Source organism: Mycobacterium appelbergii (assembly GCF_032883035.1).
GTDB lineage: Bacteria > Actinomycetota > Actinomycetes > Mycobacteriales > Mycobacteriaceae > Mycobacterium > Mycobacterium appelbergii.
Genome location: NZ_JAMQTH010000015.1, coordinates 99,716 through 118,335, shown reverse-complemented (window position 1 = coordinate 118,335; position 18,620 = coordinate 99,716). Strand labels below are relative to the sequence as shown.

The window sequence follows — 18,620 nt, the reverse complement described above, 5'->3', positions numbered from 1 at the left end:
TCATCAGCCGCGCTGGGCCAGAAATGCAACGTCGACGGTCTCGCCCGTACGGATCTGGTCGGCATCGCTGGGCACCACCACCAGACAGTTCGCCTCGGCCAGCGTGGCGAGCAGGTGGGTGGATGACCCGGGAGCACCACCGAGCGCCTGCACCAGATACTCCCCCGTCTCCTGGTCGCGCATCAGCTGCCCACGCAGGAATCCCTTGCGGCCCGCCACCGAGGTGATCGGCGACAGCGTGCGGGCCTGCACCACCCGGCGCATCGGCGCCCGCTTGCCCAGCGACAACCGGATCAGCGGACGGACCATCACCTCGAACACCACCAGGGCGCTCACCGGGTTCGCGGGCAGCAGGAAGACCGGAACACCTTCACGGCCCAGCTGCCCGAACCCCTGGACGGAACCGGGGTGCATCGCGATACGGGTGACCTCCATATCGCCGAGCTCGGAGAGCACCGTACGCACACCCTCGGCCGCGGTCCCGCCCACCGCGCCGGCGATCACCACGATCTCGTTCCGATTGACCTGTCCCTCAACAGTTTCCCGAAGCTCACCGGGATCGGTGCTGACGATGCCGACGCGGTTCACCTCCGCTCCGGCGTCGCGGCCTGCCGCCGCAAGGGCATAGGAATTCACGTCGTAGACCTGCCCGGTGCCGGGGGTCCGCGACACGTCGACAAGCTCGCCGCCGACGCACAGCACCGACAATCGCGGGCGCGGATGCACCAGCACGCGGTCGCGGCCCACCGCGGCCAGCAGGCCCACCTGCGCGGCGCCGATGATGGTGCCTGCGCGCACCGCCACATCGCCGGGCTGCACATCGTCACCCGTGCGACGGACGTAGGCGCCGGAGCGCACACCGCGCAGCACCCGCACCCGGTTGTCGCCGCCGTCGGTCCAGCGCAACGGCAGCACCGCGTCGGCAAGGGTCGGCATGGGCGCCCCGGTCTGCACGCGGGCCGCCTGCCGGGGCTGCAGCCGGCTGGGCGTGCGTGCCCCCGCTTCGATGGACCCCATCACCGGCAGGCTGATCTCGCCGGACCCGCTGTCGTCGGGATCGTCGCCGTCACCCGCCGAAAGCACATCGACGCTGCGGACCGCATATCCGTCGATGGCGGCCTGGTCGAAGCCGGGCATCGGCCGTTCGGTGACGACCTCCTCGGCACACATCAAGCCCTGCGCTTCGGCTATGGCCACCCGCACTGGACGGGGTGCCACCGCGGCGGCCGCCACCCGAGCCTGCTGCTCCTCCACCGAACGCACAACACGCCTTTCTTCCCGTCTGCCGGGCCCCGGCGCACGGTTACAGTGCTAGTTCTCCTGCTCGGCCAGGCCGAGTCGTTCGACCAACCACTGCCGCAACTCGGGGCCGTAGTCGTCACGCTCCAACGCAAAGTCAACCGCAGCCTTGAGGTAGCCGCCGGGATTTCCCAGGTCGTGTCGAGAGCCGCGGTGCACCACCACATGCACCGGATGGCCCTCTTCGATGAGCAACGCGATGGCATCGGTGAGCTGGATTTCCCCGCCCGCACCACACGAAACCCGACGCAGGGCGTCGAAGATCGCCCGGTCCAGCACGTAGCGGCCGGCCGCAGCGTAGGGCGACGGCGCGTCGGCAGCCTTGGGCTTCTCCACCATGCCCTTGACCCGCAGCACGTTGGGGTTGTCCGCGTCGGGCACGGTCTCCACATCGAACACGCCGTAGGCGCTGATCTTTTCGGGCTCCACCTCGATGGCACACAGCACCGAACCGCCGCGTTTGGCCCGCACCCGCGACATCGTCTCCAGCACGCCGGTCGGCAGCACCAGATCGTCGGGCAGCAGGACCGCGATGGCATCCTCGTCGGGTTCGAGGCTGGCCTCCACGCAACTCACCGCATGACCGAGCCCCAGCGGCTCTGCCTGGACCACGGATTCGACCTTGATCAGCCCAGGCGCCCGCCGCACCTTCTCCAGCATCGATTTCTTGCCGCGGGCTTCCAGCGTGCCCTCAAGCACCAGATCCTCGACGAAGTGCGCGACGACGCTGTCCTTGCCTTCGGAGGTGATGATGATCAGCCGCTCGGCGCCTGCGTCGGCGGCCTCGGCGGCCACGAGCTCGATTCCGGGGGTGTCGACCACAGGAAGCAGTTCTTTGGGCACCGTCTTGGTGGCCGGCAGAAAACGCGTTCCCAGACCGGCAGCCGGGACGACCGCGGTGCGCGGAATGGGCACGAATGGTGCCTTTGGAGCTGTGGTCATCGTTCACACATTAACGTCCATTCTGAAATGGTGGAGTTCGTGGCCCCACCGACCAAGACCGAGTTGCGCGCCGCAGTTGTGCGGGCGCGCCGCGCGTTACCCCGGCAGCAGCGCGACGCCGAGGCCCTGGCCCTGTGCCGGTGGCTGCCTGCGCTGGTCGGGCCAGCTCACACCGTCTGCGCCTACGTGCCGGTGGGTTCGGAACCCGGGTCACCGGCCCTGCTCGACGCCTTGCTGGAACTCGGTGTGCGCGTGCTGCTTCCGGTAGCCCGCCACGATGCCGACGGGGTGCCGCTGCCGCTGCAGTGGGGCGAGTACCGACCCGACGCGCTGATCGCGGCGGAGTTCGGATTGCGCGAACCGTCACCCCCGTGGCTGCCTGCCGACGCGGCCCGCGAGGCGCAGGTCATCGTGGTTCCGGCCCTGGCGGTCGACCGGACCGGGACGCGGCTGGGCCGCGGCGCCGGGTTTTACGACCGCACGCTGGGCTCCGCGGCTGCCGGCACCCGGTTGGTCGCGGTCGTGCGTGACGACGAACTCGTCGACACGCTGCCGGCAGAACCGCATGACGTGCGGATGACGCATGCGTTGACGCCGACGAACGGCATCGTCGCACTGGGGGGTTGAGCAGATTCTCGACCTGAATTCGGTCACCTGAGCCCGATACGAGGCATAGCGTTCGTGGTCTGTCTTTTTATGACCTGTATCACGCCGTGCGGAAGGGCTGTGACCGAAATGGGTGAAACACCAACACTGAAGAGGGCGCTGAGTCAACGTCAGCTGCGGATGATCGCGATCGGCGGCGTCATCGGCGCGGGCCTGTTCGTCGGTTCCGGGGTGGTGATCGGCGGCACGGGCCCCGGCGCCTTCATCACGTACGCGCTGGCCGGTGTGCTGATCATCATGGTGATGCGGATGTTGGCCGAGATGGCCGTGGCCAACCCGTCCACCGGGTCGTTCGCCGACTATGCGCGAAACGCCATGGGCAATTGGGCCGGCTTCTCGGTCGGCTGGCTGTACTGGTACTTCTGGGTGATCGTGGTCGGCTTCGAGGCGATCGCCGGCGCCAAGATCATCCAGTACTGGGTGGATGTGCCGCTGTGGCTGACCGCTTTGCTCCTGCTGATCGCAATGACCGCCACCAATCTGTTCTCGGTGTCCTCGTTCGGTGAGTTCGAGTACTGGTTCGCCGGCATCAAGGTGGCCGCGATCCTGGCGTTCATCGGGCTGGGCACGCTCTACATCGTCGGCTGGTGGCCGAACAAGAATCTGGACTTCTCGAACCTCACCGCGCACGGCGGGTTCTTCCCGCTCGGCCCGATGGCCATCACCGTAGGTGTGGTGACGGTGATCTTCTCGATGGTCGGCGCCGAGATCGCCACCATCGCCGCCGCCGAGTCCTCGGATCCGGAGCGGGCCGTGGCCAAGGCCGCCAACTCGGTGATCGTGCGAATCCTGCTGTTCTTCGTCGGCTCCGCGTTCGTGCTGGTGACGATCCTGCCGTGGAACAACGAGCAGGCCGCGGCGTCGCCGTTCGTCGCCGCCTTCACCGAGATGGGCATCCCCTACGCGGACCACATCATGAACGCCGTGGTGCTGACCGCGGTGCTGAGTTGCCTGAATTCGGGCATGTACACCGCGTCCCGGATGCTGTTCGTGCTGGCCGCCCGGCGTGAGGCCCCGCCGATGCTGGTGTCGGTCACCCGGCGCGGGGTGCCTGCCGCGGCGATTCTGACCTCGTCGGTGATCGGGTTCCTGTGCGTGATCGCCGCCGCGTTCTCCCCCGACACGATCTTCGCGTTCCTGCTGAACTCCAGCGGCGCGATCATCCTGTTCGTCTACCTGCTCATCGCGATCTCCCAGATCGTGCTGCGCTACCGGACCCCGGACTCGCAGCTCAAGGTGAAGATGTGGCTGTTCCCGGTGCTGTCGATCCTCACCGCGGTCGGAATCGTCGCCATCCTGGTCCAGATGGGCATCCAGAAGGATGTGCGTTCGCAGCTGGTGCTGAGCCTGTTGTCGTGGGGCGTGGTGATCCTGCTGTTCCTGGCCAACCGGTCGTTCGTCCGTCGTCGGCCCGAGGTGGCCGGGGTCGCGGCCACCGGGCAGCCGCACCGGGTGCTGGTGCTGGCCAACCAGACCGTGGAGTCCGACGAGCTGCTCGACGAACTCCGCGCCATCGGTGCGGCCAAGGACGCCACCTACCACGTGGTGGTGCCTGCCAGCCCGATCGACACCGGCGTGGCCGCCACCCACGGCCCGCTGGACATCTCCGAAGCCACCAAACAAGCTGCGCAGCAACGCCTCGACAGCACGCTGACCACGCTCCGGTCGGACAACCTGGTCGCCGACGGGGAGCTCGGCGATTACCGGCCGCTGCGTGCGCTGGCCGCCGCGGTGAACACGTTCCACCCGGATCAGATCGTGATTTCGACGCTGCCGCCGGAAGATTCGGTGTGGGAGCGCTTCGATGTCGTCGACCGCGCCCGCGCCGATTATCAGGTGCCGGTGACCCACGTGGTCTCGCGGCTGCGGTCCGGGGAACCCGCGCAATGACCATCCTGGCCGCATTCAGTGCGAGCAGGCACAGCAGCGCACCGCTGCACCTGGCGACGCAGATCGCGCGGGCGACCGGAGAGAAAGTGGTGGCGACCGCGGTCGTGGAACGTCCGTGGCCACCCCGGCTCGACGGCGTCGAGGAGCAGTACCTGGGTCACGTCACCGCGCAGGCCACCGAGGCACTCGAGCGCGCGGTGGACCTGTTGCCCCGCGATGTGGAGATCGCCCAGGTGGTCCACCAATCCACGTCGATACCAACGGGTCTGCTGGAACTGGCGGAGACCAATCGGGCGAGCCTCGTTGCGGTGGGGTCGTCTTCGGCCGGGCTGTTGGGCCGGGTGGCGCTCGGCAGCGTGACCGAGCGGCTGGTGCACACCGCGCAGTTGCCGGTCGCGATCGCGCCCCGCGGCTACGCGCAGAACTCCGGCCGCATCCGGCGGCTCACCGCGGCCTACGGCGGTGAGGCCGACGTCAACGGACTCATCCCGGCGGCGGCGGCACTGGCCGGGAAATGGTCGGCGACGCTGCGCATCGTGTCGTTCACGGTGCGCAATGTGGCAGCCTTCCGCGGCACCATCGAATCGACCGCCGAGGATCTGGTGGTGCAGCAGTGGGCCCGCCGCACCCATGACGACATCGTCAAGCAGCTCACCGAGATTCGCGCGCGCACAGCGGTGCCCGATGTCGACGTGGCGATCGGCAGCGGCCACGACTGGAACGAAGCCGTCGAGAGCGTGCAGTGGGACACCAGGGACATGCTGCTGCTCGGCTCGGGTGCAGCCGCGCAGGCCGCACAGGTGTTCCTCGGCTCGGCCGCGGGCAGAATCCTGCGACACGCCCCGGTGCCGGTGATGATCGTGCCGCGGTACCAGGGGTAGCACCGGCGCCGGGCCGCCGGAATGTGGTGAACTTGGGCGGTTATGCCGAACGTATCGACCGCTGGTTCACCGATGGCGTGGGGCATCTCGGTCCGTTCGGCCGTCGTCGCGGCGACGGTCGTGCTCGTCACGCTGATGCTGGCCGCGGCAGGTCTGGCCACCGTGATGTACCGCTCGATGTTGTCCGGCGTCGACACCGCGGCCGCCGCCCGTGTCTTCGATGTGGGGACCGCGCTGACCTCAACGGCGCCCGGCCGGCTCGATCCGGGTCTGCTGGCCACCGATGAGCGGATCGTCGCGGTCCAGGTGATCAGCGCCGACGGCACCGTGGTGCAACGTTCATCGTCGGCGCCCCCGACGCCGCTGGTGCCGGTCGGTGAGGTCGGTGACGGGCTGCACATCGGGATGCCCGAACACGCTTCACCTTTCGGACCTATCCGGTTCAGCGCGCAGACGGTCGACGGGGTCGGCGGACGCTACACCGTGCTGGTCGGTGAGGGCAGCCGGCTGGTGGCCTCGACGGTGAAGACTGTGATAATCGCGCTCGCGATCGCGGCGCCCGTCGTGGTCGCGGTGTCGGCGGCAGCCACCTATCTGCTGGTGCGGCGGTCCATGCGATCGGTCGACGCGATCCGGTCCCGTGTCGCCGACATCAGCACGTCCGATCTGACCGAACGGGTGCCGGTACCGAACAGCCGCGACGAGATCGCGGCCCTGGCCGCCACGATGAACGAAATGCTGGCCCGGATCGAGGAGGGCCACACCGCGCAGCAGCGGTTCGTCGGCGACGCTTCCCATGAGCTGCGCAGCCCGCTCACCACCATCATCTCCGCGCTGGAGGTCACCGCCGCGCATCCCGAACTCGACCAGCAAGTCGCAGCCTCCACGGTGATCTCCGAGGCACACCGGATGCAGGCCCTCGTGGAGGACCTGCTGCTGCTGGCCCGCGCCGACGAATGCAGGCTCACCACCGGGTCGGCCTTCGGCGATGTCGACCTCGACGATGTCGCCGCGGCAGAGGCGGACCGGCTTGAGCGGGCCTGCGCGTTGCGGGTGCGGACCGATATCTCCCCGGCCCGGGTCGTCGGCGACGCCGCCGCACTGTCGCGGGTCGCGCGCAACCTGTTCGACAACGCGGCCCGGCACGCGGCGTCGTACGTCGAGGTGACGGTGCGCGCCCACGGTGGCGAGGCGGTGCTGACCGTCGGCGACGACGGCCCCGGCATCGCGGCCGCCGACCGTGAGCGGGTGTTCGATCGCTTCGTCCGGCTCGACCCGGACCGCTCCCGCAGTTCGGGCGGGGCCGGCCTCGGCCTGCCCATCGTGCGTGAAATCGTTGCGGCGCACTGTGGTTCGGTGTCGATCAGCGAGTCACGCGACGGCGGGGCCTTGGTCACCGTTCAGCTGCCGTTGGCGTATGCCCCCGAATCCAACCGGTAGCCGATGCCGCGGACCGTCTCGATGGTGTTGGTGCCGAAGGGGATATCGATCTTGCGGCGCACGTACCCGACATAGACCTCCACCACGTTGTCGTCGCCGCGGTGGTGGGCGTCCCAGACATTTTGCAGGATCGCGGTTTTCGTGACGACGGTGTCCTTGTTGCGCATCAGGTATTCGAGCAGCCCGTACTCCCTGGGGGTCAGCGCGATCGTCGTGCCGTCCCGTTCGACCACCCGGCGCGCCGGATCCAGCGTGAGCGTTCCCGCCTCGAGAATGACCGGCCGGTGCTGAGCGGGCCTGCGGGCCAGCGCACGCAACCGCGCCACCAGGATCGGGAAGGAGAACGGCTTGGTGAGGTAGTCGTCGGCACCGAGGTCGAATGCGTCGGTCTGGTCGTACTCCCCGTCCTTGGCGGTCAGCATCAGCACCGGCGTCCAGACATCTTTGGCCCGCAGCCGGCGCAGCACCTCGTAGCCGCTCAGCCCGGGAAGCATGATGTCGAGGACCACGACGTCGAAGTTGTGCTCGGCGGCCAGCCACAGTCCGTCGACTCCGTCGGAGGACTGGACGACGAGGAACCCTTCGGCGCGCAGCCCCATCCCGAGCGTCGCCGCCAGCAGCGGCTCGTCCTCGACGACCAGAACTCTCATCACGGGCAATTGTCCAACACGGCGTGGGCCGGCGCGCCCCCACGATCCGTCACAGGGAGGTCAACGATGCGAGTGACGGGTGAGCGTGGGCGACGCGCCGACGGCACGGAGGACTAGTTCATGTTCCAGGGTTCGCCGTAGGTGGTGACGCTGTCACCGGTCGAGGCGATCAGCCGGGCGAAGGGACGCAACAGCACGCCACCGGCCGCACCGGTCACGGTGCCGTGCGCGTTGGACACCGCCACACCGCCGTTCGGACCCGTCACGTCAACGGAGAACGTCGCGACTTCCTGGATGCCAGGGCCGTTGCCCAGGTCAGCCGAGATCGACACTCCCGGGAACAGGTTCGGGGTGATCACCGAACCCAACGGATCGAAGCCCGACGAGAGCGGGTTGATGTTCACATCGTCGAGCAGGATGTTCGGGGTGGTGTAGGAGAAGTTGATTCCCACGCCCAGCGACCACGGGAAACCGATCTGGTATCCGAGCTCGAGTGTGCCCTCGAATTCGTCGGCACCAGGGCCGGCCACGATGTACTTGGCGCGACCGGAATGGAACCACTCCCGGGTCAACCGGTTGCGGTCCAGGGGGAACACACCATTGAGGAAGGTGTCCCACTGCTGGACGGTCATCGTCCGGTCCTGACCGTCGACAATGCTCAGCTCATTGTCCAGGCCTGCGTGCGCGGTGGGACTACTGGCCAGCACGGTCGCTATCGCCACGGCCATCGCGATCAGTGCACGACTGAGGACTTTCATCTTCTCCCTAGCTGTGTGGGGTCATGGCTGCTTGTTCGCCATGGATCAGCAGGGGTGAATCGTCACAAAAATCCGCTGTGAGATCACTGAGAATGCAGGTCAGGTGCGCCGATCAGCAGCCCGCGAGCACTGCGGCCATCGCCTGCTTCTCCTTGGCCGACACCCATAGCCCGTAGGCCGCCTTGACCGCGACCTGCCGCGCCACGAACTCACACCGGAACGCGGTGTCGGGCGGTAACCAACCGGCCGCATCACGGAAGGCCTTGTCGAAGTTGGGGGTTGCGCCCACCGCCAGCAGGTTGCGGGGATCGTTGGCGAAGTCCCGGCGGCGCTGGGCATCCCACTGCCGTGCACCCTTATACCAGGCGTCCGACAGCGACACCAGATGATCGATCTGCACCGCGCCCGAGGTGTCGGGGCCGCGGACGAACGCGATCGTCGCGCCGGTGTACGGGTCACGCAGGACGCCGCTGCCTGCGTAGCAGGTTCCTGGCCGCACGGTCAGCTCGCCGAGGTCGCGGCGCAGGATGTCGTCGCGGGTGTTGCAGCCGTTGTGGCCGAACTCGACGTCGACTTCGTCGGTCCACGGTTCGCCGAACTGGGCGCGGGAGTAATCGGTGTGCCGGTCCCATTCCTTGATCGGCAGCTGCGCCAGTTGGGTGCGGGCGTCGGCGAAACCGGCGGTCCCCGTCACCGCGGCGGGCGGCGCCGAGCCGGTTCCGGTCGGCCGGGATACCGGCTGCTGCCGCATCCAGGCCACGGCCAGTACGATCACCACCGCCCCAATCACCAGCATTGCCAGCCGGGCGGGAATGGTGGAGCCCACATAGCGGTTCTAGCACTTGAGCCGGTAGAGTGCTAACAGGTTTGACCAACTCGGAGGTTTTCGTGCCTACCTATTCCTACGCGTGCACGGCGTGCGGCGATCGTTTCGACGCAGTGCAGGCATTCACTGATGACGCGCTGACCAGCTGCCCCAAGTGCGCCGGCCGGCTGCGCAAGCTGTTCGGCTCGGTGGGAGTGGTGTTCAAGGGCAGCGGTTTCTACCGCACCGACAACCGCGAGTCGGGTAAGACCGCGGCGAAGAGCTCGGAGTCCACGACATCCGCCTCCTCGGAGAAGTCTTCCTCTGAGAAGTCCTCGTCCTCATCTGAGAAGTCGAGTTCGTCGAGCGATTCCAGCTCAAGCTCCAGCTCGTCGAGTTCCGCCCCGGCCGCCGCGGCGTCGAGCTAGACCTCACCCCGAGTTATCCACAGCCCGGCGATCACGCCGTATCCTCAGCCCGCTGAGGCGCTTACCGTGACGCCATGGGCGAATCACTCAACCCGTCGGCATGGCACCGGCTGACTGCTGCGCTGCGGCCCGACTGGTCGCGGACCGTGGCTGCCCGCCGGACTGCCGCTGCCGGGTTGGTCCTCCTCGCCGCGGCCGCCGCCGTCCGCTCCGACCCACGCGGTGAGCACACGCAGATCATCGTCGCCGCCCATGACCTGACCCCGGGCATCGAGTTGTCGGCCGATGACGTCCGCGTGGAGAGCCGCAGCAGCGCCACCCTGCCCGATGGTGCGCAGACCGATATCGCGGCCCTGCTGGGCATGACGGTGGCCGGACCGGCGCGCCGGGGTGAAGTGCTCACCGATGTACGTCTGCTCAGCCCACGGCTCGCTGAGTCGGCCGCGGGACCCGACGCCCGCATCGTGCCGCTGCAACTGGCCGACACCGCCGTACTGGACATGATCCGGCCCGGCGACGTGGTCGACGTGCTGAGCGTGTCCCACGATCAACCCGGCGATCAGCAGCAGCCCCGGCCGCGAGTGGTTGCCAGCGATGCCGTGGTGGTGTTGGTATCGGAAAAACCCAGGGGCGCAGGCAGCGGCAGCGAACGGGTCGCATTGGTGGCGCTACCCGCGCGCTCGGCCAACGAAGTGGCCGGTGCGGGCCTTTCCCAGGCCGTCACCCTGGTCATGCATTAAGGCCGTCGATTCCCGCTGCGGGATGCCCGACTCGGTTAATGTTCGCTTGTTCGGCCTACACAACCTCAATGCAGGAAGGGTCCCCGCATGTTAAAAGGGTTCAAAGAGTTCATGATGCGCGGCAATATCGTCGACCTCGCAGTTGCTGTGGTCATCGGTACCGCCTTCACCGCTCTCGTCACCAAGTTCACCGACAGCATCATCACACCGCTGATCAGCCGGATCGGCGCCGGCGGGGAATCCGACTACGGCGTCCTTCGCATCGACATCGGCGGTGGACAGACCATCGACCTGAACATCCTGCTGTCGGCGATCATCAACTTCATCCTGATCGCGGCGGTCGTGTACTTCCTCGTGGTGATGCCCTACAACGCCTGGCGCAACCGCAGCCCGGCCCCTGAGCCGGACGCCACCGAGACCGAGCTGCTGACCCAGATCCGCGATCTGTTGGCCGACAACGCAGGCAACGGCAGCAGCGCCAACAAGCACGAGCAGTAAACCGAACCCGAAAAAAAAGAACAGCCCCCGGAGAAATCCGGGGGCTGTTCTCATTGCCTGGGAGTTGCGCTCAGTTCATGTTCCAGGGCTCGCCGTAGGTGGTGACGCTGTCGCCGCTGGAGGCGATCAGCCGGGCGAAGGGACGCAGCAGCACGCCGCCGGCCGCGCCAGTCACGGTGCCGTGGGCGTTTGACACTGCCACGCCGCCGTTGGGGCCCTTGACGTCGACCGAGAAGGTGGCGACTTCCTGGATGCCGGGGCCGTTGCCCAGGTCAGCCGAGATCGACACACCGGGGAACAGGTTCGGGGTGATGACCGAGCCCAGCGGGTTGAAGCCACTCGAGAGCGGGTTGATGTTCGCATCGTCGAGCAGGATGTTCGGGGTGGTGTAGGAGAAGTTGATTCCCACGCCCAGCGACCACGGGAAACCGATCTGGTAGCCGAGTTCCAGGGTGCCTTCGAATTCGTCGGCACCGGGTCCGGCGACGATGTACTTGGCGCGACCGGAGTGGAACCACTCACGGGTCAGCCGGTTGCGGTCCAGGGGGAACACACCATTGAGGAAGGTGTCCCACTGCTGAACGGTCAAGGTGCGATCCTGACCATCGACCAAGCTCAGCTCGTTGTCCAGACCTGCATGAGAGGTGCCTGCGCCCACGAAAAGCGTCGCGATGGCTGTGACCACCGCTAAACCCATCGTCATCAGCACCCGACTGATTGCCTTCATGTTCTCCCTAGCTATGTCGCCGGCCAGCCCCTGAGGGCCACCGAGTTATTGGGTGGTGCCCGGCCCTCAGCGGACCTCACACCCCGCAAGACCTCCGCGTGTGAAGCGAATTAAAAACCTCACACGTTGCTCTTACGTTTCGCTCATCGTTGACAGGAGGAACATAACGGGGCTGCATCAGACCGGCAACGCGAGCACATATGAGCACCCACGTATGCGATCAAGAGACTGACATTTGCTACGGCACGGGGAACATCTGCTCACGAGGGTCCGGGCCCTGCCGATTCAGCCGGTGGGCAATGCTGTGACCTACTTCGCTTTGCTAACGAGGAATGAGCCATTTCACAATGGCAACCAGGCGTTTTACCGGATCATCGCCTCTTCATTACTCAATCATGATGCGGAGGGATATTGCGCCGCAGCCAACGGTCGTGCTCGGCGTCGTCCTCTGGCGAAGCCGGGTCACGTTCGTCGGCCGTGATCTCCGGGAGCGTCTCGCCGAAAATTTTGTTAACTACATCGCGTGAGATCTTGGGCTTGTCCGCCATCGGCATTCCCCTTTGTGACTAAGATCACATCTGCTGGCTCGCGATAGTTAACCTGCTGGTAACCCTCTCGCATGCCCCCGCACGGCATTCGCCATGTCGACGAAAACGGGGGTCTACGCCCGCCGAATCGTGATGGTTAGATCTCCAAGCTTGATAGCTGGCCGATGATCTGCACGGCCAGCGGGTTCAGCGTGGCCATGCCGTCACGGACGGCTGCACGTGATCCGGCGATGTTCACCACGAGGGTGCTGCCCGAAATTCCGGCCAGCCCCCGGGACACCCCGGCGTCGACGATGCCGGCCGACAGACCCGATGCGCGCAGCGCCTCGGAGATGCCGAGGATCTCGCGATCGAGAATGTCCAGGGTGGCCTCCGGGGTGACGTCGCGCGGGGTGACGCCGGTGCCGCCGACCGACACCACCAGATCCACGCCGCCGATAACTGCGGTGTTCAACGCGTTGCGGATCTCGACCTCATCGGCTGCGACGACCACGACACCGTCGACGACGAATCCCGCCTCGCCCAACAGTTCGGTGACCAACGGACCGCTGTGGTCCTCCTCGCCATGCGCGGTCCGATCGTCGACGACGATGACGAGCGCGCGCCCCACCAACTCCCCTGGTTGCTCCATGCCTGCAACCGTATATGTGGCCGGAGACAGCGGTGCGACCACCAGCGCCGGGAACAGCCGCGTGGACGGCGTCAGCGTGCTCACTGCTCGGCCTTGCCGAGGGTGACCTCGACGGTCTGAGGTTTGCCAACTTGGTCGAGGTAGGTAAGTGTCACTTTGTCACCTGGCGCCTTGGACCGTACGGCAGCAACGAGAGCGTCGGCGCTACTGATCACCCGGTCGTCGACTTTGGTGACCACCACACCGCTGGGCAGGCCCGCGGCGGCGGCCGCACCGCCGTTGGTGACCTCGACAATCTTGGCGCCGTCGCTGGTGATGTCGTTGCTGACCTGCACACCGAGCGACGCGTGCGACGCAACGCCGTTCTGGACGAGCTCATCGGCAATCCGCTTGGCCTGGTCGACCGGGATCGCGAAGCCGAGGCCGATCGAACCGCTCTGGGCCTGTGGCGAATCTCCACCCATGGTCGCGATCGCGGAGTTGATGCCGACGAGTTCACCGTTCATGTTGACCAGTGCGCCGCCCGAGTTACCTGGATTGATCGCGGCGTCGGTCTGGATCGCGTCGAGCACGGTGTTCTGGTTGCGGGTGTCGCCGCCCGCGGCGACCGGGCGGTTCAACGCGCTGATGATGCCGGTGGTGACGGTGCCTTCCAGGCCCAGCGGCGATCCGACGGCCACCACGTCCTGACCGACCCGCAGATTGGCCGAGGAACCGAGCGAGATCGGCGTCAGCCCGGAGGTGTCGCGCGCCCGCACCACGGCGATATCGCTGCTGGGATCGGTACCCACCACGGTGAACGGCTTGCTGACGCCGTTGGAGAACGTCACCTTGGTCTGCGCGCCGCCGGGCGATCCCGGTCCTTCTTTGGCGGCCGCCACGACGTGGTTGTTGGTGAGGATGAGCCCGTCGGCGGTGAGGATGATGCCCGAGCCCTCTTCGGAGGCCCGGCCCAGATCCACCTCAAGCTTGACCACGCTCGGCACCACCTTGGCCGCGACCTGCTCGACCGAACCGGCGGGCAGGGCCGCCGCGGGAACGCTGGGCGCGGCACCACCGAACGTGCTGCCTGCGGGTGGATTGTCCTGATGCACCACGGTCGCCACACCGCCGCCGATACCCGCCGACACGACGGCCACGGCCAGCGCTCCGGCGGCCACCCCCGCCTTGGACCGTTTCTTGGCTGCCGCCGGCGCCGCGACCGGCGTGACCCGGTAGGGATCGTAGGGCGCGCGGTAGGCCTGCTGGGTCTGCTGAGACTGCTGGGCGTAGCGCCAGTCGTACTGCTGCTGGTAGGGGTCCGGCCGCTGTCCACCGGGGTAACCGGGCGCGGTGCCGCCAGGTCGGGGGCCCGGCTGCTGCTGCGGCGGGGAGTACCTCGGATGGTTCGTCATAGCGCTGCGGTGCTCTTCTCTTCTGAAGGGGCTGTCGGCGGTTGTGCTGCTACTTCACACAACGAACTACATGTCACTCAGGTTGCCCAGGTGGGCTGAGAATCCACTTAGAGAATTTTCTGGACCACCCATGACTTCCCCTGACTCCCCCAGCCCCGAGCTAACTGTCTCACCTTTTGTCGGTACGTACCGAATGCTCGTCGTCGAAGTCCTGACTTCGCGGTGCGCCGTGGTCGAAAATCGGCTGCCCGGGCAGCACCATGTGAACCGACGCCCCGGGCGGGTTGCCACCGGGCACCGTCTCGTCAACCCGAAGTGCGCCACCGTGTTTCAGCACAACCTGCTGGACGATCGCGAGTCCGAGGCCTGAGCCGGGCATGGCCCTGGCCGCCGTCGAGCGGTAGAACCGCTCGAACACCAGACGACGTTCCTGCGGCGGGATGCCCGGGCCGTGATCCGACACCACCAACTCGGCGTGCACCGGATCGAGCTGTCGAAGCCGCACACCGACCCGGCCGCCCGGCGGGCTCCATTTCGCTGCATTGTCAAGCAGATTCAGCACGGCCCGGCCCAGCCCGGCGGCATCGCCGAAGACCTGCCAGCCCATCACGTCGACGTCGAACTCGATGTCGTTGCGGCGCCGCCGGACCCGCTCCAGGCTGCGGTCCACCACTTCGGTCATGTCCACCGGCTCGTGGGTGATGTTGCCTGCCTCGTCGCGGGTGAGGTCCACGAGATCACCCACGAGGGTGGACAGCTCCTCGATCTGGGCGATCACGTCGGCGCGCAGCCCCGCCATCTCTTCCTCGGGCAGCTGCGGTGCGCCGGGCTCCTGGGAGGCCATCAGCAGTTCGACGTTGGTGCGCAGCGAGGTCAGCGGGGTGCGCAACTCGTGCCCGGCGTCGGAGACAAGCCGGCCCTGCCGGTCCCTCGATTCCGCGAGGGCACGCAGCATCATGTTGAACGCGTCGGTGAGCCGGCCGAGCTCGTCGCTGCCCAGCACCGGGATGGGCCGCAGATCGTCGGTGCGTGCGACCCGTTCGGCGGCTTCGGTGAGGCGCCTCACCGGCCGCAGACCGGCCCTGGCGACGGCACCACCTGCCATCGCTGCCACGGCCACGCCCACGCCACCGACGATCAGCAGCACGGTGCCCAATCGCTTGAGCACCTGACCGGTGGGCGCGAGACTCTTGGCGAGAAGCAGGGAGCTGCCGTTGGCCAGGTGCACCGAAAGCACCCGCTGGTGGTTGGCGGTGCGCAGCGACATCAGCAGCTCACCGGAGATCACGTCCTTCTCCGGCTGGCCCAGCGGCAGCATCTGGCCCTGCTGGTTGGCCGTATAGATGGAGCGGCCCGGGATCACCAGCATCGCGTTGACATCGGAATAGGCGGTGCCCTCGATGGCCTTGCCCGGATCGGCCGCCAGTGAACCGCTTTCGATGAGCAGCCGGGCCCGGCTGTGCAGCTGGTTGTCGAGGTCGTTGTAGAGCGCGCGGGACACCACGGCGTAGACGGCGACAGCCATCAGGACCACGACCATCGCGACCATGGACATCGCAAGCAACATCACACGCCAGCGCAGCGAGAGTGAGCTGGTGTTCGGCAGGGCCGTCGTCGGCCGCCAGGAGTTTGGGTTCAGTGCCATTTCCGGTATCAGGGGGGCGTCTCGCGCAAGACGTAGCCGACGCCGCGCACGGTGTGGATGAGCCGCGGTTCACCTTCGGCCTCGGTCTTGCGGCGCAGGTACCCGATGTAGACCTCGAGGGCGTTGCCGGAGGTCGGGAAGTCGAAGCCCCACACCTCCTCGAGGATGCGGCTACGGGTGAGCACCCGCCGCGGGTTGGCGATCAACATCTCCAGCAGTGAGAACTCGGTGCGGGTCAGGCTGATCTGACGCGTCCCGCGCGTGACCTCCCTGGTCACCGGGTCCAGGCTCAGGTCGGTGAACGACATCACCGCCGCGTCCGCACCGTCGTCGGAGATGGTCCGACGCAGCAGGGCGCGCAGCCGGGCCAGCAACTCTTCCAGCGCGAACGGCTTGGGCAGGTAATCGTCGGCGCCCGCGTCGAGCCCCGAGACCCGCTCGGAGACCGTGTCACGGGCGGTCAGCACGAGGATCGGCAAATCGTCACCCGTGCTGCGGAGCTGACGGCACACTTCGAGACCGTCGAGCCGCGGCATCATCACGTCCAGGACCACGGCGTCGGGTCGATCGTTGGAGATCGCATCGAGGGCCTCGACGCCGTCCTGGGCAAGCTCAACTGAATAACCATTAAATGAAAGTGATCGGCGCAGTGATTCGCGCACGGCACGATCGTCGTCAACGACAAGTATGCGCACAGACACAGTGTCAACCTGCCATCTGAGAGTGGCCTGAGAGGCACGCCGCAAATTGCCGCAACGTTTTCTGCTTTATCGGAAAACTCATCGAAGTCCGCGCACGACAAAAGGCGCTACCACATGTGATAGCGCCTTTTGTCGGCGTGTGAGAAGTGTTAGCGCTTGTCGAGGTCGACCAGGCCAAGGCGCGCGGCCTTGAGCAGGCGGCGCGGCACCTTGTGCTGCTGACCGGCGACATTGACACCGACGAGGCCGGTGGCCTCGGCTTTCCACTGCGCGCGCCGGCTACGGGTGTTCGCGCGCGACATTCTGCGCTTTGGCACAGCCATGACGTGCATCTCCTTGCTTGTGGGTGTTGCCGCGCGAACGGTGTTCACGCGCCGGCGGCGACGATTGCACTACAGAGTAACGGTTGACCTGCGTCGGCTCCAAAACGCACTCAGGGGACGAGAACGACCTTGCCGGTGCGTTGTCCGGCGCCGGCCTCGCGGTGGACCACCGCCAACTCGTCCAATGGCCGCCGGGCGGCGACGTCGATCCGCAGTTCACCCGCGTCGACGCGCTGCACGAGCCCCGCCAGCTGCGCGGCGTCGCTGCGGGCGAACAACTGCACCGTGCGGACTCCGCGTGCCGGATCTTCCGGCGCCGGGGTGGTGGTGCTGACCAGCACGCCGCCGTCTTTCACGAGCTCGACCAGGCCGGCGGTCTGCTCCGGCGTGGTGGTGACCAGGTTCAGCACGATGTCGAACGGCGCGCCGTCGACGGTGGGAGGTGTGGTCACGTAGTCGAGATAACCGATGGTGCGGTCGGCCCCGTAGTCGCGGAGGCGCTCGACGCTGGGCGCGCCTGCGGTCGCGGTGACGACGGCACCGGCCCGCTTTGCCAGTTGCACCGCATAGCCGCCGACCGCACCCCCGGCCCCGTTGACGAGAACCGTCTGACCGACCTTCACCCCGGCGTGGTCGAACAGCGCCTGCCAGGCGGTCAGCCCGACGGCAGGCAGGGCGGCCGCGTCGGCCAGGTTCACGGTCTGCGGCGCGGCGGCGAGCGCCTCGACGGGCGCCACCACATATTCGGCGGCGGCACCGTCGGCGTTCATCGGCAGGAACGCCACCACTGCCTGTCCCACCTGCCAGTCCCCCGCCTCGTCACCGCGTTCGGCGATGGTCCCGGCGACGTCGATCCCCGGCACGTGCGGGAACGCGACCGGGAACGCTTCGGCCAGATAGCCCGCCCTGATCGCGGCGTCGACGGGGTTGAACGAGGTGCCCGCGACGCGGACCAGCACCTGACCGGTGGTGGGCGTCGGCCGCTCGATTTCTCCGTACGCCAGCACATCGCTGTCGCCGAAGCGGTTGTAGCGCACTGCCTTCATGATTTCCTCCTCATCGGTTTGCTTCGATGTCGAAGCATTCAGTGTGCAGTAACTGCTTCGGCATCGAAGTAATTCCCGCGGGGGCCAATACTCTGATCAGGTGGGCGAAGCACTCGGGCCGGAACAGCTGCATACCTACTTCGCGCTCATGGAGGCCGTCAGTCTGCTTGAGCACGCGGTCGAGCAGCAGTTGCGGGCCGAGGGCGACCTCAGTTATGTCCAGTTCCAGCTGCTGGCCAAGCTCGCCGACGCCGACGGACAACTCACCATGACCGAACTGGCCGACGGCGTCGTCTACAGCCGCAGCGGCCTCACCCATCAGGCCGGACTGCTCGAAAAGGCCGGGCTCATCACCCGCAGGCCCAGTCCGGACGACCACCGCGCCACCCTGGTCGGCATCACCAAGAGCGGCCGGGCCCGGGTCGCCAAGGTTCTGCCCGGGCACATCGAGGTCACGCGCAATCTGCTGTTCGAGCCGTTGTCCGACAAAGATCTGCGCACGCTCGGCGACATCATGACCCGGGCCAGGGACCACATGCGCAGTCGGCCGCCCCGCTCGGCACGCAGGCGCGCCACCCGACCCCTTGACGCGTGACCGGAGGTACCGG

General features: G+C 67.1%; 21 protein-coding genes. 8 read left to right on the top strand and 13 right to left on the bottom strand.

From position 1 onward, the window contains the following. Positions 1-3: 3 nt before the first annotated feature. Together glp and M1247_RS29120 are read right to left on the bottom strand one after the other, a co-directional pair. On the bottom strand, positions 4-1,263 hold the full coding sequence (gene glp / locus M1247_RS29125; RefSeq protein ID WP_317159888.1) for a molybdotransferase-like divisome protein Glp: 1,260 nt from the start codon (positions 1,261-1,263) through the stop codon (positions 4-6). Between the two features lie 48 nt (positions 1,264-1,311). After that, positions 1,312-2,241, bottom strand: a complete 930-nt coding sequence (locus tag M1247_RS29120) for a UTP--glucose-1-phosphate uridylyltransferase (protein WP_317159887.1) — start codon at positions 2,239-2,241, stop codon at positions 1,312-1,314. A 27-nt stretch (positions 2,242-2,268) separates the two neighbouring features. Here M1247_RS29120 and M1247_RS29115 point away from each other — a divergent pair, with 27 nt between their 5' ends. The 4 genes from M1247_RS29115 (at position 2,269) to M1247_RS29100 (ending at position 7,118) form a co-directional block, all read left to right on the top strand. Then, the gene (locus M1247_RS29115) at positions 2,269-2,868 is read left to right on the top strand and encodes a 5-formyltetrahydrofolate cyclo-ligase (RefSeq protein ID WP_317159886.1); all 600 of its coding nucleotides are present in this window, start codon (positions 2,269-2,271) and stop codon (positions 2,866-2,868) included. Positions 2,869-2,976: 108 nt separating this feature from the next. Beyond that, positions 2,977-4,797 carry an amino acid permease gene (locus M1247_RS29110; RefSeq protein ID WP_317159885.1) on the top strand — a complete coding sequence of 607 codons (1,821 nt, stop codon included), beginning with the start codon at positions 2,977-2,979 and terminating at the stop codon, positions 4,795-4,797. Continuing rightward, positions 4,794-5,678, top strand: coding sequence for a universal stress protein (locus M1247_RS29105; RefSeq protein WP_317159884.1), 885 nt, complete (start codon positions 4,794-4,796; stop codon positions 5,676-5,678). The genes M1247_RS29110 and M1247_RS29105 overlap by 4 nt, the downstream gene beginning before the upstream one ends. Positions 5,679-5,720: 42 nt before the next feature. After that, positions 5,721-7,118, top strand: a complete 1,398-nt coding sequence (locus tag M1247_RS29100; protein ID WP_317159883.1) for a sensor histidine kinase — start codon at positions 5,721-5,723, stop codon at positions 7,116-7,118. On the opposite strand, the gene M1247_RS29095 is transcribed toward M1247_RS29100, so the two are convergent. The 3 genes from M1247_RS29095 to M1247_RS29085 form a co-directional block, all read right to left on the bottom strand. Next, positions 7,079-7,768 (bottom strand): response regulator transcription factor, encoded by a 690-nt coding sequence (locus M1247_RS29095; RefSeq protein WP_317159882.1) that lies wholly within the window; start codon positions 7,766-7,768, stop codon positions 7,079-7,081. The two genes, M1247_RS29100 and M1247_RS29095, sit on opposite strands and share 40 nt — an antisense overlap. A gap of 113 nt (positions 7,769-7,881) precedes the next feature. Further along, positions 7,882-8,526, bottom strand: coding sequence for a porin MspA (locus M1247_RS29090; RefSeq protein WP_317159881.1), 645 nt, complete (start codon positions 8,524-8,526; stop codon positions 7,882-7,884). 112 nt (positions 8,527-8,638) lie between these two features. Continuing rightward, positions 8,639-9,322: an HNH endonuclease family protein gene (locus M1247_RS29085; RefSeq protein ID WP_410506964.1), complete on the bottom strand. Its 684-nt coding sequence runs from the start codon at positions 9,320-9,322 to the stop codon at positions 8,639-8,641. A 92-nt stretch (positions 9,323-9,414) separates the two neighbouring features. Here M1247_RS29085 and M1247_RS29080 point away from each other — a divergent pair, with 92 nt between their 5' ends. The 3 genes from M1247_RS29080 to mscL all read left to right on the top strand — a co-directional run bounded on the left by M1247_RS29080 (position 9,415) and on the right by mscL (position 10,997). Continuing rightward, a complete protein-coding gene (locus tag M1247_RS29080; protein ID WP_317159879.1) occupies positions 9,415-9,759 on the top strand; it encodes an FmdB family zinc ribbon protein in 345 nt (114 codons plus the stop codon). 74 nt (positions 9,760-9,833) lie between these two features. Then, complete coding sequence (locus tag M1247_RS29075; protein ID WP_317159878.1) at positions 9,834-10,499, top strand: SAF domain-containing protein; 666 nt, start codon at positions 9,834-9,836, stop codon at positions 10,497-10,499. Positions 10,500-10,586: 87 nt separating this feature from the next. Continuing rightward, complete coding sequence (gene mscL, locus M1247_RS29070) at positions 10,587-10,997, top strand: large-conductance mechanosensitive channel protein MscL (RefSeq protein ID WP_317159877.1); 411 nt, start codon at positions 10,587-10,589, stop codon at positions 10,995-10,997. A 70-nt stretch (positions 10,998-11,067) separates the two neighbouring features. Here mscL and M1247_RS29065 read toward each other — a convergent pair whose 3' ends face one another. The 8 genes from M1247_RS29065 to M1247_RS29030 all read right to left on the bottom strand — a co-directional run bounded on the left by M1247_RS29065 (position 11,068) and on the right by M1247_RS29030 (position 18,012). Beyond that, positions 11,068-11,724: a porin MspA gene (locus tag M1247_RS29065; RefSeq protein ID WP_317159876.1), complete on the bottom strand. Its 657-nt coding sequence runs from the start codon at positions 11,722-11,724 to the stop codon at positions 11,068-11,070. A gap of 389 nt (positions 11,725-12,113) precedes the next feature. Beyond that, positions 12,114-12,272, bottom strand: a complete 159-nt coding sequence (locus M1247_RS29060) for a hypothetical protein (RefSeq protein ID WP_317159875.1) — start codon at positions 12,270-12,272, stop codon at positions 12,114-12,116. Positions 12,273-12,408: 136 nt separating this feature from the next. Beyond that, on the bottom strand, positions 12,409-12,903 hold the full coding sequence (locus tag M1247_RS29055; RefSeq protein ID WP_317159999.1) for a MogA/MoaB family molybdenum cofactor biosynthesis protein: 495 nt from the start codon (positions 12,901-12,903) through the stop codon (positions 12,409-12,411). Positions 12,904-12,983: 80 nt separating this feature from the next. Continuing rightward, positions 12,984-14,297 carry a S1C family serine protease gene (locus M1247_RS29050; RefSeq protein WP_317159874.1) on the bottom strand — a complete coding sequence of 438 codons (1,314 nt, stop codon included), beginning with the start codon at positions 14,295-14,297 and terminating at the stop codon, positions 12,984-12,986. A 169-nt stretch (positions 14,298-14,466) separates the two neighbouring features. Further along, entirely contained in the window at positions 14,467-15,942 is a 1,476-nt protein-coding gene (locus M1247_RS29045; RefSeq protein WP_317159873.1) for a HAMP domain-containing sensor histidine kinase, read from the bottom strand. Positions 15,943-15,950: 8 nt separating this feature from the next. Next, on the bottom strand, positions 15,951-16,637 hold the full coding sequence (locus tag M1247_RS29040) for a response regulator transcription factor (protein ID WP_317159872.1): 687 nt from the start codon (positions 16,635-16,637) through the stop codon (positions 15,951-15,953). Between the two features lie 155 nt (positions 16,638-16,792). After that, positions 16,793-16,966 (bottom strand): 50S ribosomal protein L32, encoded by a 174-nt coding sequence (gene rpmF / locus M1247_RS29035; protein ID WP_003885704.1) that lies wholly within the window; start codon positions 16,964-16,966, stop codon positions 16,793-16,795. Between the two features lie 110 nt (positions 16,967-17,076). Continuing rightward, positions 17,077-18,012 carry an NADP-dependent oxidoreductase gene (locus M1247_RS29030; protein ID WP_317159871.1) on the bottom strand — a complete coding sequence of 312 codons (936 nt, stop codon included), beginning with the start codon at positions 18,010-18,012 and terminating at the stop codon, positions 17,077-17,079. 100 nt (positions 18,013-18,112) lie between these two features. Here M1247_RS29030 and M1247_RS29025 point away from each other — a divergent pair, with 100 nt between their 5' ends. Beyond that, the gene (locus tag M1247_RS29025; protein ID WP_317159870.1) at positions 18,113-18,607 is read left to right on the top strand and encodes a MarR family winged helix-turn-helix transcriptional regulator; all 495 of its coding nucleotides are present in this window, start codon (positions 18,113-18,115) and stop codon (positions 18,605-18,607) included. Positions 18,608-18,620 lie beyond the last annotated feature (13 nt).